Genomic DNA, 15932 nt, shown 5'->3' on the forward strand with positions numbered 1-15932 from the left:
CAATCTCTACGGCCGCGCTTCGACGGAGCGCGGCCATAGACAAGCCGGGAGACCGCCGAGGCGACTCCGGCGCATGACTATTTCTGGCCGGCCAGTTTGAAGTCCGAGCCCTCGACCTTGTAAAGGTAAGATGGGGCCACCTTGAGTTCGCCAGTGTCGTCGAACTCCAGTTCGCCTACCGCGGTCTTGACCTTGGCCGCATGCAGCGCGGCGTTCATGTCCTCGCGCGTAAGGCCCTTGGTCGTCTTGAGCACCTGCTCGAGAATTTGGCCCTGCACATAGCCGTAGATCGAATATGGCCCGGCATCCTCACCATACTTGGCCTTATAGAGCTTAGCGAAATCCGCGATCTCGGGGGAAGCATCCATCGGCGGGACCTGGATGGCGACAAGCGTGCCCTGGACGTTGGCCTCGCCGGCCTGCTTGATAAGGTCCGGGGTATAGCCGCCGTCCGGCACCATCAGCGCCGCGGCTATACCCTGTTCGTGCATCTGCTTGGCGAACAGCGCAAGCTGCGGCATCACCGCGCCAAGATAGATCGCGTCCGGTTTTTTGGTCTTGATCTGGGCCAGAACGGCGGTGAAGTCGACGTCGGTCGGCGCAACCGCCAGGGTATCGAGGACCTTGCCGCCGCCCGCTTCGAAGTTCTTGGCGAATATCTCGGAAATTCCCTGTCCGAAGACCTGCTTGTCGTTGACGATGACGGCGGTCTTCGCGCCGAGCTTGCCTAAGGCGTATTCAGCCGGCAATAGGGCGCCGGCCAGGTCGTTGGCGACGGGGCGCACCATGAACTTGTAGCCCTGTTTGGTCAGCGACGGGTTCGAGCCGAAGGTCATGGTCGGCAGCGAGCAGTCCTCRTAGATCGGCAGCGTCGACTGGGCAACGCCGGAATTGAAATTCACAAGACCGAGCACGACCTTGTCGTTGTCGCAGAACTTCTGGGCGACGAGCGTTCCCTCGCGCGGGTCGGCTTTGTCGTCCTGCTGATCGTAGGCGATGGTGACGCCGTTGACGCCGCCATTCGCGTTCAGTTTGTCGACGTAGAGCTTGAAGCCATTGTGCCAGGTATTGCCGAAATACGCCTGCGGGCCGGAAAGCGGCGCGGCCATGCCGACGGTTATCTGCTCCGCCATTGCGGGTGCCGCGAAGAGTGAGGCGCCGAGAAGGAGTGCGGCGGTAAGTTTTCTCATGAAGGTTCCCCTTAGCTGCTGTCACGTGAGGGCGGCCGTTCCGGTCTTCTCCCCTCTTTGCCAGCGCATCGAAGCAGACAAAGGAGTGGCAGTCAAGAAAGTGTCGACACTATTGCGTTCAATCTTGTGGTCAGATACCGATTAAGCATCACGGACCTTTCGGCGACGCTTCAAATCGGCGGCATTGTCGGGCGCAAAAACCTTGAGCAGCGCGTCCTTGAGCGCCTGCTGCGTGACGGAGACGGTCATTTCGATATGTTCGCGCAACAGTTTCATGCCTTCCTCGGCATCTCGTTTGACGGCGGCGGCGACGATCCCGGAGTGGAAGGTGACTTGCGCCTTGTCGTGCGAAGGGTGCTCGATCTGGATACGGCGGATGAAGCGGATGCGCGCATTGATGGAAGCGAGCTGCGCGACAAGTTCGGGATTTCCCGAGAGCTCGGCGATGAGCAGATGGAAGCCTTCGTCCTCAGCCAGAATGATGTCGGCCGGCTGATCTCGATAGCCRTCGACGATCGCCTCCCAATATTCACGCAGCCGATCGATTTCGCGGTCTTCGGCGCGCTCGCACATCAGCTTGAAAGCGGCGCATTCGATGATGGAGCGCAGCTCATAGAGATCGAGCAGGCCCTCGGTGCTGAGGCTCCTTACGAAGAAGCCGCGATTGGGGGTGAGCGAAACGAAGCCCTCGGAAGCGAGCCGGTTCAACGCCTCGCGGATTGGCGTGCGCGAGACACCCAGGCTGCGCGAAAGCTGGACCTCGTTGATGCGCTCGCCGGGCTTGAGCGTGAACTCCACGAGATGCTTGCGGATCGTGAGATAGGCACGTTCGCTGCTGTCGGCGCTGCGTCGCGTTTCGGCCTCGTTCATGGCGGGCTGGCCGCTGCCGGCGTCGCCCTCAACTCGTTCGGTCATGAAAGTTCCAATCGGATTTGTCTGCAGGTTGTGTCGACACTTTGCGGCTCACACTTCTTTCGCAAGTTCATACGAATGGCAAGCGGCGCTTCGGGGGCAAGGAAATGATCATTGGCATTCTTGGCGTCGGGCATCTGGCCGCTTCCATGCTGACCGGGTTTGTGCGGTCCGGGTTGGATCCAGCGGCAATCATCCTGTCTCCACGCGGCAAGGCCGCGGCCCTTGCGGTCCAGCACGGCTTTCGGCTCGCCGCCGACAATCGCGAACTCGTTGAGGTTGCCGATGTCGTCCTCGTCGCTGTGCGGCCCGTCCATGCGCCGGAAGCAGTTAGCGGCTTGCCGTGGCGAAAAGGACAGACCGTGATATCGGTTTGCGCCGGCGTGCCGCTGGCCGGTCTGGATGTCGCGCCCGCGCGTATCGTTCGCGCCATGCCGCTCACCGCTTCCGAGATCGCGGCCAGTCCGACGGTCTACTATCCCGACGTGGAGCAGGCGAGGGCGGTGCTGGACCGGTTAGGCCCCCCGATAGCACTCTCCAGCGAGAGGGATTTCGATGTCGCGACGGTCAGTGCCGCGGTCTACGGCTGGGCACAGGATCTCATCCGCAGGACGGCGGAATGGTCGAGCGCCCAGGGCCTCGATCCCACGGCGGCCCGCCGGCTGGCGGCAAGGACCTTCGTGGCGGCCGGGCGACTGATCGCCGAAAAGGGAGACCCGATGGAGCGGATGCTGCTGGAATTGGTGACGCCGGGTGGGATCACCGAGCGGGGACTGCAGGTTCTCTCGGCGCGCGAAGTGCCGGCGGCCTGGGAGGAGGCCTGCATGGCGGTTCTCGCGAAGCTGACCGGCGGCCCTGCCGATACCTAGAAGCGGCGGTGCGAGGAGGATCATCGTAGCGGCGGCGGCGGGTATTTCTGGCCCCCGGCCGCCTGTTCGCTCGGCGCGATGGTCAATTCCGCGATGTCGACATGGTCAGGCATCCGCAGCGCCGAAACAAGCGCGGCGGCAATGTCGGCCGGGCGCAATGGCCGTTGCTCGCAATACATGCGCTTGCGCAAGCCTTCGCGGTCTCCGTCAAAGGCCTTGAGGTAGAAATCCGTCTCGACGCGTCCAGGCGCGATTTCGGTCAGCCTCACGCCAGTGCCTGCAAGATCGAAGCGCAGGATGCGACCGGCTTGCGACAGGCCGGCCTTTGCCGCGCCATAGGCTGTCGTACCGGCAAAGACGCCGCTGGCTGCCGTGCTGGTCAGGGTGAAGATGTGGCCGCGCTTGCGCGCGATCATACCGGGCAGGAGAAGGCGGATGAGTTGCAGCGGCGCGGTGAGATTCAGTTCCACCACCTCCGCCGTCTCTTCGGCGCTTTGTTCATGCAAGGGGCGCACGGTCGCCAGGCCGCCGGCATTGTTGACCAGCACGTCGATTTCGGCGGTGCCCAGCGCGGACATGATCGCTTCGCCATCGCGAACGTCGGTTGTGATGGGCTTGACCTGCGGCCCAAGCCGCTCCCGCAAGGCAAGCAGCGCGTCCTTGCTACGCGCCAGCGCATGGACCGTCAGCCCTTCCGCCACGAGGCTCTCAACGATCGCCGCGCCGATGCCTTTGGAGGCTCCGGTGACGAGGGCGGTGCGATAGTCCATGCTCGTTCTCCCAAGCTGCTACGATCAAAGCGCGCCGTGTTCGGCGACCGTCCTCAGGATGCCGACCAGCCCGGCGTCCCGCGCTGCCCTGAGTTCCTCGGGGCCGCGGCCATGCGTCGCCGCGCCCGTCGACGCCGAAACCGTCCGGATCGTGTCAGCGTCGAGCCTGGCCTCGAACAGCGTGTCCCAGATGGCCTGATAGGTGGGACCGTATTTGCGCAGGAAGTCCTCGATGCCGTCGGCATTGAGGCTGTTGGAAATGAATGAGCCCTGCAACGTCCATTTCGGTCCCGGTCCGTACATGAATGCCCGATCGATATCCTCGACCGACGCGACGCCGTCGCGCACCATGGCTATGGCTTCGCGCCACATCGCGCCCATCAGGCGCAAGGCGAGATGGCCTGTCACTTCCCGGTTGAGCGTGACCGGCTTCTTGCCGATGTCTTCGTAGACGGCGCGCGCCCGCGCGATTGCCTGCGGATCGGTCGCCTTACCGCCGACGATCTCGACGAGCGGCATCAGATGCACCGGGTTGAACGGATGACCAAGCACGATGCGACCCGGGACGCGGCACTCGGCCTGGATGTCGGAGACGAGCAGCGCGGAGGAGGAGGAAGCGACGATGACCTCGTCGCCGATATGGTTTTCAATCTCGGCAAGCAGCCGCCGTTTGAGCGGCAGGTCTTCCGGACCGTTCTCCTGCACGAAGTCGACTTCTTCGAGTGTCTCGGCCATCGTCGGGAAAAGCCTGATCGCCCCGGGCGCGGGCGCGGGGCCCTTCAAGCTGTCCAGGTCTGCCGCGAGCGCCGGCAGGACTTCGTGAAGGACTGCCTCCTGACCCTCCGCCGGATCATATACGCGCACATCATGACCGGCATGGGCAAAGCAAGCTGCCCAGCGCTGCCCGATGATGCCGAACCCGACAATGCCGATGGTCAGTCTGTCCATTTTTCAGGCCCTTCTCCCATCGAGCGCGGCACGAAACGCTTCGTTGAGGTCGTTCCATGGGATAAGCAGGTCGAGCCAGGCGCCGATGCGGCCGGCGACGAGGATCGCCTCATTGACAAGGGGGTCGAAAGGCACTGCCTCCTCCATCGCCCTCTCTAGACGAAACAGCAGCGCCGGCGTTTCCGCGAGATGGCAGAAATCTCGCAGCCGCGTCGCCGCCTTGTTCAGCGCAAGTGCCGCCGTCTGGCGCAGCACCGCCTCGTCGACGCTTGCCCGCTCGGATCGGATCCACCAGAGCAGTTCGTGCAGGACGCGCGCCTCCGCCTCCGCCGTGAAGACCGGTCCGGCGGGATGCATGATGGCCCGCGAAGCGGTGATATGGGCTATGTCGTCGGGCATGCGGTCCCAGATCACCTTGCGTCCGGCCACGATGTCGTGCGGAAGCGTCGATGCCGGCGGGGACTCCTCAGTCCCTCCGTCGGCCAGTGCCAGGGTCCCGTCGATGATGCGGCGTCCCTGTTCCCGCTTGAGCACCGCGGCGAGCTCCGCGATGCCCTCGACCGGCGCATCGAGATGGCCGAGCACGGTGATCTCCGCCGTCTCGGCCTGGAGCGGCGCGAAGGTGATTTCCAGGAACTGCCGTACCGGCCAGTAGATGAAGGCTCCCGCCTTGGCGTCGAGCACGTGGGTCGCGCCCTCCACGTCCTCGACGAAGGGGGCGTGCCAGTAGATATGGCTGCCGGCGATCTTGGGCGTGTGCAGTTGCAAACGCAGGGGTAGGGCGGCCAGCAGCGAGCGGCGAGTGCGCAGGGTGTCGCCGTTCAGTTGAATGGGCCAGGCCTTGCCCTCGGCCGAGAAAACGAGCTGCATGTCACTTGCCGGGGTTGAAGAACGAAACCGGCTTCAGGATCTGGTTGCGCATGTCGAGGAGATAGTCCGTCTCGATCACCTTGCGCCGATAGGCTTGCCATTCCGGGTCGGCTTCCATGCGGTCGCGACGCTCCTCACGGTCGGCAAGGGTCTCGTATTTCCACAAGTGCACGGTCCGGGAGAGATCGCCGATATGAGTCTGGAAGAAGCCGAAAGGCTCTCCCAGATAATGCCGCTGCATGGGCAGGCCGACATCCTCATAGAGCTTGAGGAAATGGGGCAGCTTGTTCGGGCGGGCGGTGTAGGTGCGGTGGTCGAAGATCATCTCGGTCACTCCTTCTGGTTCCTGTTCCGGCCCCGTGAGGCCAGAAAAGTCTTGTCCGGCTCGGCTTTGCCGACGCCGCAAGCGCGGGTCGTCTCAACCGCAACTTCGCACCGTCTCCGCGATAAGCCTGGCCGTCAGCGCCGGCGCTTCGATCTGCGGCACATGGCCAACGCCGTCGAGCAGGTGAACGGCGGCGAAGCCGGGCGCGCGGGCGGCATGAGCGGCAGGTGCTACGCGGTCGAGCTTGCCCCACACGAGCCGTGTCGGCACGCCGAGCCCGGCGAGAGCGGGCGTCAGGTCAAAGCCTTGCGTTCCATCCGGGAACAGCGCTTCCGCCATTGAGGCCAGCACATCCCTGTTGCCGTTCTTTTCCATTTGCCTCAGCGCCGCTTGCGCGTAGCCGGCCGGCAGGGTTCGAGGATCGCCCACCATGACCGCCAGCCAGCGCTCGAGCGCCTGGACGGTGGTCGAGCGCGCAAGCCCGGCGATGAAGCCGGCATTGATCTCCGGGCCGAGACCGCCCGGGGCAAGAAGGGTCACGGAGCGCACGGTGAGACGGCCGATCCGCGTAAGCGCAAGAGCGGCCGCCCCGCCCAGGGAATGGCCGACGAGATGAGCGTCCCTGACGCCCATGGCCTCCAGTTGGTCGGAAAGGGCGAAGGCGATCTCCTCGATGCTCTTGGCCGGCCGCGCGGCCTCCGCGCCGTGGCCGGGCAGGTCGAGGCTGACCGTCGTAACATCTGGTTCGAGCAAAGGCACGACTTGCCGCCAAACGGAACGGTCCGCTCCGAAGCCGTGGATGAGGACCGCCGGCGCCGTTCGACGCGCTGTCGCCGGCGTGGCGACGTGCGATGCCGGGGACTCCGTCGGCTCCGTCTGGATGCCGCCGGACCGATCCGGACGCCCGGCGAGTGCGGCGTCAATGTCACGCTTCTTGATGCGACCCCTTGGACCGGTCCCTGAGACGGTCGACAGGTCCAGCCCCGCGGCCGCCGCAAGCCGGCGGGCAAGCGGGCTTGCGATTGCACGGGTGCCGGACTGGTGGGAGGGCGCAGGGGCGTCGGTTGCGGAGAGGGGATCGGCCGTCGCTGTTGTTGCGGCTGGAGCCGCGTGGCCTGCCACCGGTTTTTCGTCGGCGATGGTGCCGAGCACGGCGCCCACCGGCGCTTCCTGCCCCTCGGTGAAGTAGATATCGGCCAGCCAGCCATCTCGATCCGCCTCGATTTCGGTCGCCGCCTTGGCCGTCTCGACGGTGACGATGAGATCGCCGGCCTTGACCGGGTCACCGGATTTGGCCGCCCAGGCAATCACCAGCACGGTTTCCATATACTCGCCGCCGGCGCTGTCGATGCTGATCGGATGGGTTGCCATCTGCCGCCTCGTCACTTCAAGGTCTTCAACGCGGCAGCGCGGATCTTCTCGGCGCTCGGCAGCATCGCCGTTTCGAGAGGCTCGGAATAGGGGATCGGCATGTCCGGCAGCGTCACGCGCGCGACCGGAGCGTCGAGTTCGTCGAAGGCATGGTCCATGATCGTTGCCGAAAGTTCGGCGGCGTAGCCGCAGAAGCGCCAGCCCTCGTTGACCACCACCGCGTGGTGCGTCTTCGCGATCGAGGCGACGATGGCGTCGAGGTCAAGGGGGCGCAGCGACCGGAGATCGATGATTTCCGCCGAAACGCCGTCCGCGGCCAGCAGATCGGCCGCCTTTGTCGCTTCAACCACCATCTTGGAAGTGGCGAAGATCGAGATGTCGCTGCCCTCGCGCACGGTTGCCGCCTTGCCAAGCGGCACGATCACGTCGCCTTCCGGAACCTCGCCGCGAATGTTGTAGAGCAGCTTGTGCTCGAGGAAGACGACCGGCTGGCTGTCGCGGATGGCGGCCTTCAGCATGCCCTTGGCGTCGGCCGGCGTCGAAGGCGCTACGACCTTGATGCCGGGTACGTGGGCAAGCATGGAATCCAGCGCCTTGGAATGTTGCGCGCCCGCGCCCGCTCCGCCGCCGCCCTGGGTGCGCACGACGAATGGCATCTTCACCTGACCGTTCCAGACATAGTTATAGATCGATGCCTGGTTGACCAAAGCATCGAGCGACAGCGGTATGAAGTCGGCATACATGATTTCCAGCACCGGCCGGGTGCCGGTCATGGCTGCGGTCACCGCCATCGCGGTCAGGGCCTGTTCCGAGATCGGCGTGTCGCGCACCCGCCTTTCGCCGAATTCCTCCATCAGCCCCTTCGTCACCTTGAACACGCCGCCGTAGCGGCCGATGTCCTCGCCGAAGAGGAAGACGGAAGGATCGGCCTGCATCTCCTCGCGCAGCGCGGCGTTGAGCGCCTCGGCGTATCGCATCATCGCCATGTCAGTGCGTCTCGCTGTAGGGATTGCAGGCTTCGTCCACCAGGAACTCCGGCATCGGGTCAGAAAGGGCGACCTCGAACGCTTCATCCGTCTCGGCCTTGGCCGCGGCCTCGATATCGGCGAGCCGTGCCTCGCCGACATCGCCCAGCAAAGCCTTGCGGGAGATGATCAGCGGGTCGCGCGCTTTCCAGGCAGCGATATCGTCGGGCCTTTGGTAGCCGCCCATATCGGAAGTCGAGAAACCTTCGACGCGGTAGGTCTTGCATTCGACCATGCCGGGACCTTCGCCACGTCTCGCTCTTTCTGCCATCGCCGACACGGCGCGATAAACGGCGACCGCGTCGTTGCCGTCGACGATCTTGGCCGGCATCGCGTAGCCGGCGGCGCGGATCGATAGATCCGCGACCGGCGACTGGACATCGGAAGGAACGGTCAGGCCGAACTGGTTGTGCTCGAGCACGAACACGACCGGCAACTTCCAGAGCCCGGCCATGTTCATCGCCTCATGGCATATGCCCGTCTGCGCGGCGCCGTCGCCGAAGACGCACATGGCGACATTGCCCGTGCCGAGGATCTGCATCGACAGCGCCATGCCGGCAGCCGCGGGGATACCGGCTCCGACGATCGCGTTGCCGCCAATCACGCCCTTTTCGGCATCGGCCACCAGCATATGGCCGGCACGTCCGCCGCAGGCGCCCGTTGCCCTGCCGAATATCTCGGCCACGACTGGGCGCATGGCCATGCCCTTGCCGATGTAGACGGCATGGCCGCGATGGGTGGTGGCAACCTTGTCGCCGGCTTCCAGGGCGGCCGTGGCCGCGACGCCCACAGCCTCCTGGCCGTCGCATCGATGGATAGGGCCACGCGTGCGCCCTTCCTTATGAAGCGCCCCCAGCCTCTCCTCGAGGTGCCGCACCAGCAGCATCCGACGATAAATCTCCAAATGCTGTTCGACGGACGGAGTGTTCTTCACGGGCTATCCCCAGTTGTGCGCCGAATTAAATACAAAAGTGTCGACACTTTGCAAGCGCTTCTGCAGAGCGGCGCGAAACAAGTTCGAAAAAGGGGAGGATTCAGGCGGCTGGTGGGATGGAACGAAGGGCGGAGAGCATCTCGTCGAGGTCGGCGCAAGGGAGGCAACCGAGGTCGGCGATATCCTTGGTCACGTCGACCGGCAGGCCTGAATTCGAATCCTTCGGCACCTCGTTCAGTCGTCCGCCGATCAGCACGGGCAAGGAAAGTCCGCGCACCGCCATCGCGGCCTTCACAGCCTGCGCATAGCGTAGGGCGACGCCGTTGTAGGTGCTGACCGCGATGGCGTCCGCGCCGGTTTCGGCGGCACGGGCGACGAGCGCTTCCGGGTCGACGGCGACGCCAGCGTCGACGATGGCGATGCCGAGACCTTCGAGCGCCTGTTCGACGAGATATTTGCCGTGCTCGTGAACATCCGTGGTGCCGATGCAGATAGTGAGATTTCTCGCCGCCTCCATCCGCTTCTGGGCCGCCGCCCAGCTTGCCGCCTTGTGGTTGAGCTCTCGCGCCCATTCGGCGTGGATCAGCGRCACACGCCCGCGCGGACCTGTCGCACCTGGGCCGAAAAGAGCTTCCAGGCGTTTCGGACCGATGCGGCGGATGGCCAGCATCAGCGCAGCAGGGTCGTCCACATCGACCCCTCGTTCGGCGAGACCGGCGAGAGCGGCATCGGCAAAGCGTCGACCGCCTTCGACGAGCATGTCGGCCATCGCCTCGGTCTTGGCCCAATCGAAGACCGGATCGTAGAAAGACGCGTGCAGCGTCAGCCTGTGGGCGAATGTCTGCGCGTCGATGATCTCGTCAACGTCGGGAATACGCTGGTTCTCCGTCACCGGCACGGGATTGATCGCATGGCCCGAAGGCCAGCGCCCCATAGCGAGGATGTCGGCCATCAGGTAGCTGGCCAGGCTGGCGTAATTGCCTGCGGGGGTCGACTGGTAGGAGACGGTGTTGCCGAAGATCATGGTGCCCGGCGTGTCGGTGACCCGCACGAGCGCCGCGTGGAAGGCGGTGCGCGAAAGCGGGTCGCTGAAGTGATGGCCGTAGCAATGGGCAAGGTGCGCGCCGATCAGCGTCTCGACGATATGCTTCTCCACCAGCACCATGCCGAGCGCGCAGGCCATGTCGATGAAAAGTCCGGCAAATCCGTCGTCGAGATTCGAATGGACCAGGATCTCCGCGTCCTGCGCCGCGATCAGCCCGAGCGCGGTCACGGTCGCCTCGGTTGTCGCCACATCGTCGTCCCAGTAGGGCAGGCGGAAGGTGAAATATTGTCCAAGATTGCCGATGGCCGTTGCTCCGGCCGCGATCGCGGCACGCGTGTTTTCGACGGCGCCCGGCAGGCCGAGCATGAAGTCTCCGAAATGCGCGGCCGCGGAAGCAGCATTGGTGATGCGCGCGAAATCCTCCGGACCGGTCAGCACGATGCCTGTGCCGCGCGCGGCCTTGGCGCGCATGGCCTGCGGATAACCCATCGACCAGTCCAGCGTGATGCCGAAACGATCGACCGTAACCCCTGCCTTGCGGCATTGCTCATGCACTTCGCCGATCGCCGCGATGGTGCGGTCGACGCTGCGGAAGCCGATGTGGGCATGCTGCATGACGCGACTTTCCGCCACCGCCTTGCGTTTCCACGCGGCTTCGGACGGCATTCCCGTTTCGATGAGGAAACGGCAGCTTCCGAGCCGCCAGTCGCGCGCCATGGTTCGCCCCTCGGCGAGCAGGTCCCGGCCTGGCTTGAGACGCGGATCGGTGAGGACGGGGACGATGTCGGCGGTCATGATGTCTGCTGTTCGGCTTCGGTGATGAAACGGTGGATGACGGCGGCAATGCCTCCCGGCCTGGCGAGGGGATGGAAATGCGCGCCGTCGACGGATGCGTATCGGGCGCCCGGTATCGCGGCGGCAATGGCTCGCGTCAGTTCAGGCGGAGTCAGCACGTCGCCCGTGGCGGCGATCACCTGCACCGGAACGGCAATCCCCGCGAGGTCATCGAGGCAATCGTGATCGAGCAGCATGCGCAGGCGCGACGCGGCGACGTTCAATGGGGCAAGGATCCGCGAGGCGGTGGCGACCGCCGCCTCGAGTTCGGCTGCATGCATGGCTAGGTAGGAAGCCTCGTGGCAGAGCACATGGGTAAGGCGCTGGTAGGTCTCAGCCATGCCTGCCTCGAGCAGTTCGGCACGCGCGGTGAAGACGGTGCGGAAGCGTGTATCGGCCCGCGCCCAGGAACTGCTGATCGTGTAGCTCAGCCCGAGATCCGCATGGTCGAGGGCAAGTCTCTGGGCGATGGCGCCGCCGGTGGAATGCCCGACGATATGGGCCGGCCCGCCCGTCTGCGCCAGCAGGCCCGCGACATCGCCGGCGATGAGTGGAACGGAGTAGGGGCCGTCGGGGCGGTCGCTGCGGCCCGCGCCGCGATGATCGATGACTATGAGGCGATAGTCGGCCTCAAGCAGGCGCACGACGCCGGACCAGAATCGTCCGTCGCCGCCGAGTCCCGGGATGAGGACGAGGCGCGGCCCCTTCGCCCCGAACGTTTCGTAGTGGATGCGGCAGCCATCGGCGGCGACGAAGAAGGCCATCAGCGGCGGCCTCCCTTCCCGGGCGGGTCGATGTCGAGCAGATCGCGCAGCGCGGCGACGAGACTCAGCGCGGTCAGTGCCGAAGTCTTCGGATTGACGGGCGAGGGCGCGTTGACCATGTTGAAGAAGGCGGTGCCCGCAGCGCTCTCGGCCTCGATTTCATGGCTGTTGCCGATCGCCTTCGGGTCGGCGATCACCCGCACGGTGACCTTTTCGTCCCCTACGGCCAGCGCCACGGCGAAGGCCGCGTTGAGGTTCTTCGGATAGGCCGATGCCGCGTCCGCGGGGGTGCCCTCGAAGAGCGTCACGGCATCGCGTTCGGCCGATAGACCAAGCGCGGCGATCTCGGCTTCCCAGGCCGCCGGCGGCTTGCGCGAGGTATAGCGCACCCGCGCGTCGGGAAGGGCCGCTATGGCACGCAGATAATCGAGGCCGCCCAGCGCTCCCGCCGGCAGGATAAAGCGCGCGCCGCCGCTGCGGCCGGCGGCGGTGATCCGGGCGTGAAGCGTGGCATCGGCAAGCGCGCCGACCGATGCCACGACGGTTGGTATTCCGGCCTCCAGCAAGGCTGGTATGTAGGTCGCCACTGCCCCCTGGCCCGCTGCTTCGACCACAGCCCGCGGCTTTGCCTCGATCAGTCGCTCGACCCTGGTGACCGCACTGACATTCGCCGGCAGTTCGGGACTGGCGCCTTCGCGCAGCAACACCAGCCAATCGACCGCGTCCGGTGGAAAGGCCGAGACGATGTCACGCGCGATCGCGCCGTAGCCGATGAGGCCGAGCGTCGTCATCCGGTGTCTTCAGGAGCCGCGGCCCACGGGATCAAACTTGTCGGTGAGATCGACGCCGAAGACGGTCCTGCGCTCGATCTCCAGCACGTTTTCCGGGCGTGGGAAGTTGGAGGGCACGCGGTCGCCCGGCTTGCGTGGCTTGCCGATGAGGCGAAAAAAGTCTTCGAGCCCGTTGGGCACGATCAGCCAGAGCCAGCGAAGCTGCGTTTCGCCATCGTTGATGAACATGTGCCTGACATTCTTCGGCAGGAACACCACGCTGTCGGGGCCGAGGGGATACTCCTTGCCGTCGACGACGGCGCGGCCGTGGCCTTCGATGATATAGACGGCCTCCTCATTACGCTCATGCGTGTGCTCGCGCACATAGCCGCCAGGCGCCACCGATTGTGTGCCAAGCGCGAACGGGTGCTCCATGCCGACGATATGAGGCGCCAGCGCCACGTCGATATGGCCGTTCGCCGGCACCGGCTGCCAGTAGCTTTCACGCGTTTCGAGCCCGGAGATATGAATGCCGGATGGAGCTGGCGGAAGGTGAGTATCATCCATGGCTCTGCCTCTCGAAAAGCGCTTGAGATTATCGTGCGGGCGCATGCCGCTCTCCAACAGAGCGTATAATGCAAAAAGTGTCGACACAATAGTAGACAGATTTAATTTCCCGCACCTATAGTGACGCCGCGATGACAGTCTGGGGGACCGCCAATGGGCGAATTCGATGTTCTGCTTATCGGTTCCGGTTCGGCGGCCTGCTCGGCGGCATTGAGGGCGGCCAAGGGCGGCCTCAATGTGCTGGTTATCGAAAAGAGCGAATGGCTTGGTGGCACCTCGGCCATGTCCGGCGCGGGGGTCTGGATACCCGCCAACCATCTGGCAGCGGCTGCCGGCGTCGCCGACAGCCGGGACGATGCGCTGACCTATCTGCGCGCGGTGTCTCCGCGGGATTGGGCGCGGAAGGAAGATGCGCTCTGGAGCGCCTTCGTCAGGGCGGCTCCCGATATGCTGCGTTTCCTTTCTGGCAACACGCCTCTCGACTTCCGCCTGGTCAACGAGCCGGATCCCTTCGCCGAGGCGCCCGGCGGCAAGCTTTTCGGCCGCATGCTCTCGCCGAGGCCGCTCAGCCGCCGCATCCTGGGCAAGTTTGCGCCGCGCCTGCGCCGCTCCACCCTGCCGCACAGCTTCAGCTACCAGGAAATCGTCGATCTCGACCTCTATCACCACCCTATCCGCGCCGGCCTCAGGCTCTGGCCGAAGCTGCTTTGGCGGCGGCTGACGAATGCCGGCGGGCAGGGCACGGCCCTCATGACCGGGCTCATCAAGGGCTGCCTGGATGCGGGGGTCGCCTTCCAGTTGGAAACGCGCGCCGTGGGCCTGCTTCAGGATTCGGACTCGCGCGTGATCGGCGCCGAAGTGGAGCGCGAGGGCCGGCGGACGAAACTTCTTGCTCGGCGCGGCGTGATCATCGCGACGGGAGGATTCGAATGGGATGCCGAGATGCGGGCGCGGCATTTTCCCGGCGCGCTCGATCGTATCGGCAGCCCTCCCACCAATGAGGGCGACGGCCAGAAGCTTGCCGCTTCCGTCGGGGCGGAGCTGGACCGCATGGACCAGGCGAACGTCTATCCCTGCCTGCCGACGCTCTACCAGGGCAAGCCGCATGGCCTGCCCATGACCTTTCAGGCCGAGCCGCATTCGATCGTCGTCAACCGCGACGGCAGACGCTTTGTCAGCGAGAACGATTTCAACATCGGTGAGGCGATCGACGCGCGCGGAGCGGACGGCGCCCCGGTGAACCTGCCCTGCTATCTCGTCGGCGATCATCGCTTCCTGAGGACGTCTCTGCCCTTCCGCTGGTATGCGTCCTACGAACGCCAGTGGATCAAGAAGTCGGACACGATCGGCGGCCTCGCCGCAAAGCTGGGATTACCGGCGTCGGCTCTCGAAGCGACGATCGCCCGATGGAACGGCTTTTGCTCCAAGGGGCGCGACGAGGATTTCCGCCGCGGTGAGAACGGCTGGGAGGATTACAAGGCGCATGGCCCTGAAAATCGGCTGAAGCCGATCGACAAGCCGCCCTATGTCGGCATGACGCTCAATCGTTCGATCCTGGGCACCAAGGGCGGCGCCCGCACCAACGAGCGGGCGCAGGTGCTGAGGCCGGACGGTTCGATCATCCCCGGCCTGTACGCGGCCGGCCTTGCCATGGCCAACCCGATCGGCACCCGCGCGGTTGGAGCCGGCACGACGCTTGGCCCCAATCTGACCTGGGGTTTCATCGCCGCCGAAACCATCCTTCACCAGAACCGGTGAGTTCTCCGGGGTGAATGCGCATCGTCACTCGAACGTCCTCGAGGTCGAGGATCACCGTGTCGGCGCCACTGCTGTCGGCCTAGCAAATTTCTCCGGCCGTGATCCGGCGCAGACAGCGGCGGGACGGGCGTGACGAAGCTCACCATCGCACCGTGGCCTTCACCGTCACCTGTCCGTCCGACGAGCGAACTTCCATTTCCATCTCGCCTTTTCCGCGGGCCGTTCCGCTGAGCAGCAGGGTCTGCGGGCCGATCGCCGGGCGGACTCCGCGAAACGAGAATTGGCGCGGCGCGAGTCCGGCGACGACAGCAGCGAAGTTCATGAGCAGCGTCGCTTGCAGCGGGGCGTGGATGACGAGCCCGGGATAGTGCTCGACGCCCGTGGCGTAAGGCGCATCGTAGTGGATGCGATGCCCGTTGAACGTCAGCGCGGAATAACGGAAAAGCAGCACCGGATCGACGTCGACTGTCCGCTCGTGCGACGTGGCCGACCTGGGGCCGGCGGGCTGAGCCGGGGCCTGTGGCGCGCCAGTCTCCGGCTCGCGATAGACGATGATCTGGTCCTCTTCGACCACCGGACCGGCGGCGTTGGCGATCTCGTGGCGCACCGTGACAAAAGCGAGCCTGCCCGAACGGCCCTGTTTTTCCTCGATCGCGCGCACCATCGAGCGGCGGCGGATCGCGTCACCGGGGCGGATCGGCGCCAGGAATCGCACGTCGCTGCCTGCCCACATGCGGCGCGGAAGCGGCACGGGCGGCAAGAATCCACCTTTGGCCGGGTGCCCGTCTGGACCCAGTTCGCGCGCGTCYGCGATGTCGGGGGTCAGGCACCAGTGCAGGCCGGGGGGAGTCTCGTCGAGCCGCGCCGCATGCGCTCCGAGTGTGGCTTCGAAGCTGGCGATGACGCGCGGGGTGACGATGTCCTCGGCCTCCCACGACCGTCCGATCCATTCCTGCAATACGATGTTGTCCGATCCCAAG

16 protein-coding genes and 1 pseudogene are annotated in these 15932 nt (G+C 65.2%); 3 read left to right on the plus strand and 14 right to left on the minus strand.

What is annotated here, in order from left to right; all coding sequences use genetic code 11:
• Nucleotides 1-77: 77 nt before the first annotated feature.
• The gene (locus tag LCM4577_RS15845) at nt 78-1190 is read right to left on the minus strand and encodes a branched-chain amino acid ABC transporter substrate-binding protein (protein ID WP_071072117.1); all 1113 of its coding nucleotides are present in this window, start codon (nt 1188-1190) and stop codon (nt 78-80) included.
• Nucleotides 1191-1331: 141 nt separating this feature from the next.
• Nucleotides 1332-2105 (minus strand): GntR family transcriptional regulator, encoded by a 774-nt coding sequence (locus LCM4577_RS15850; RefSeq protein WP_052457802.1) that lies wholly within the window; start codon nt 2103-2105, stop codon nt 1332-1334.
• Between the two features lie 146 nt (nt 2106-2251).
• Between LCM4577_RS15850 and LCM4577_RS15855 the strand changes: the two are divergent.
• Both LCM4577_RS15855 and LCM4577_RS15860 read left to right on the plus strand, forming a co-directional pair.
• Nucleotides 2252-2425, plus strand: a pseudogene (locus LCM4577_RS15855) (NAD(P)-binding domain-containing protein); the annotation flags it as partial.
• Between the two features lie 39 nt (nt 2426-2464).
• Nucleotides 2465-2971, plus strand: coding sequence for a pyrroline-5-carboxylate reductase family protein (locus LCM4577_RS15860; RefSeq protein ID WP_371410053.1), 507 nt, complete (start codon nt 2465-2467; stop codon nt 2969-2971).
• A 20-nt stretch (nt 2972-2991) separates the two neighbouring features.
• On the opposite strand, the gene LCM4577_RS15865 is transcribed toward LCM4577_RS15860, so the two are convergent.
• The 11 genes from LCM4577_RS15865 to LCM4577_RS15915 all read right to left on the minus strand — a co-directional run bounded on the left by LCM4577_RS15865 (nt 2992) and on the right by LCM4577_RS15915 (nt 13194).
• Nucleotides 2992-3741 carry an SDR family oxidoreductase gene (locus LCM4577_RS15865; RefSeq protein WP_071072121.1) on the minus strand — a complete coding sequence of 250 codons (750 nt, stop codon included), beginning with the start codon at nt 3739-3741 and terminating at the stop codon, nt 2992-2994.
• A gap of 24 nt (nt 3742-3765) precedes the next feature.
• Nucleotides 3766-4689, minus strand: a complete 924-nt coding sequence (locus tag LCM4577_RS15870; RefSeq protein WP_071072123.1) for a 3-hydroxyacyl-CoA dehydrogenase NAD-binding domain-containing protein — start codon at nt 4687-4689, stop codon at nt 3766-3768.
• Nucleotides 4690-4692: 3 nt separating this feature from the next.
• Nucleotides 4693-5559 (minus strand): hypothetical protein, encoded by an 867-nt coding sequence (locus tag LCM4577_RS15875; protein WP_041006253.1) that lies wholly within the window; start codon nt 5557-5559, stop codon nt 4693-4695.
• Between the two features lies 1 nt (nt 5560).
• Nucleotides 5561-5884, minus strand: a complete 324-nt coding sequence (locus tag LCM4577_RS15880) for an NIPSNAP family protein (protein WP_071030573.1) — start codon at nt 5882-5884, stop codon at nt 5561-5563.
• Between the two features lie 93 nt (nt 5885-5977).
• The gene (locus LCM4577_RS15885) at nt 5978-7255 is read right to left on the minus strand and encodes an alpha/beta fold hydrolase (protein WP_071072125.1); all 1278 of its coding nucleotides are present in this window, start codon (nt 7253-7255) and stop codon (nt 5978-5980) included.
• A gap of 11 nt (nt 7256-7266) precedes the next feature.
• Complete coding sequence (locus tag LCM4577_RS15890; protein WP_041005903.1) at nt 7267-8241, minus strand: alpha-ketoacid dehydrogenase subunit beta; 975 nt, start codon at nt 8239-8241, stop codon at nt 7267-7269.
• A 1-nt stretch (nt 8242) separates the two neighbouring features.
• Nucleotides 8243-9214, minus strand: a complete 972-nt coding sequence (locus LCM4577_RS15895; protein WP_041006248.1) for a thiamine pyrophosphate-dependent dehydrogenase E1 component subunit alpha — start codon at nt 9212-9214, stop codon at nt 8243-8245.
• 100 nt (nt 9215-9314) lie between these two features.
• Nucleotides 9315-11054 carry a cobalamin-dependent protein gene (locus tag LCM4577_RS15900; RefSeq protein ID WP_071072127.1) on the minus strand — a complete coding sequence of 580 codons (1740 nt, stop codon included), beginning with the start codon at nt 11052-11054 and terminating at the stop codon, nt 9315-9317.
• Nucleotides 11051-11857: an alpha/beta fold hydrolase gene (locus LCM4577_RS15905; RefSeq protein ID WP_071072129.1), complete on the minus strand. Its 807-nt coding sequence runs from the start codon at nt 11855-11857 to the stop codon at nt 11051-11053. Before LCM4577_RS15905 ends, LCM4577_RS15900 begins: the two co-directional genes overlap by 4 nt.
• Entirely contained in the window at nt 11857-12648 is a 792-nt protein-coding gene (locus LCM4577_RS15910) for an aspartate dehydrogenase (protein ID WP_071072131.1), read from the minus strand. The genes LCM4577_RS15905 and LCM4577_RS15910 overlap by 1 nt, the downstream gene beginning before the upstream one ends.
• A gap of 9 nt (nt 12649-12657) precedes the next feature.
• Nucleotides 12658-13194 (minus strand): cupin domain-containing protein, encoded by a 537-nt coding sequence (locus LCM4577_RS15915; RefSeq protein WP_071072133.1) that lies wholly within the window; start codon nt 13192-13194, stop codon nt 12658-12660.
• 153 nt (nt 13195-13347) lie between these two features.
• Between LCM4577_RS15915 and LCM4577_RS15920 the strand changes: the two genes are divergently transcribed.
• Entirely contained in the window at nt 13348-14952 is a 1605-nt protein-coding gene (locus LCM4577_RS15920; protein WP_071072135.1) for an FAD-dependent oxidoreductase, read from the plus strand.
• Between the two features lie 139 nt (nt 14953-15091).
• Here LCM4577_RS15920 and LCM4577_RS15925 read toward each other — a convergent pair whose 3' ends face one another.
• Complete coding sequence (locus LCM4577_RS15925) at nt 15092-15931, minus strand: MaoC family dehydratase N-terminal domain-containing protein (protein ID WP_071072137.1); 840 nt, start codon at nt 15929-15931, stop codon at nt 15092-15094.
• Nucleotide 15932: the final 1 nt, after the last annotated feature.

Source organism: Mesorhizobium sp. LCM 4577 (assembly GCF_001854795.2).
GTDB classification, from domain to species: Bacteria; Pseudomonadota; Alphaproteobacteria; order Rhizobiales; family Rhizobiaceae; genus Mesorhizobium; species Mesorhizobium plurifarium.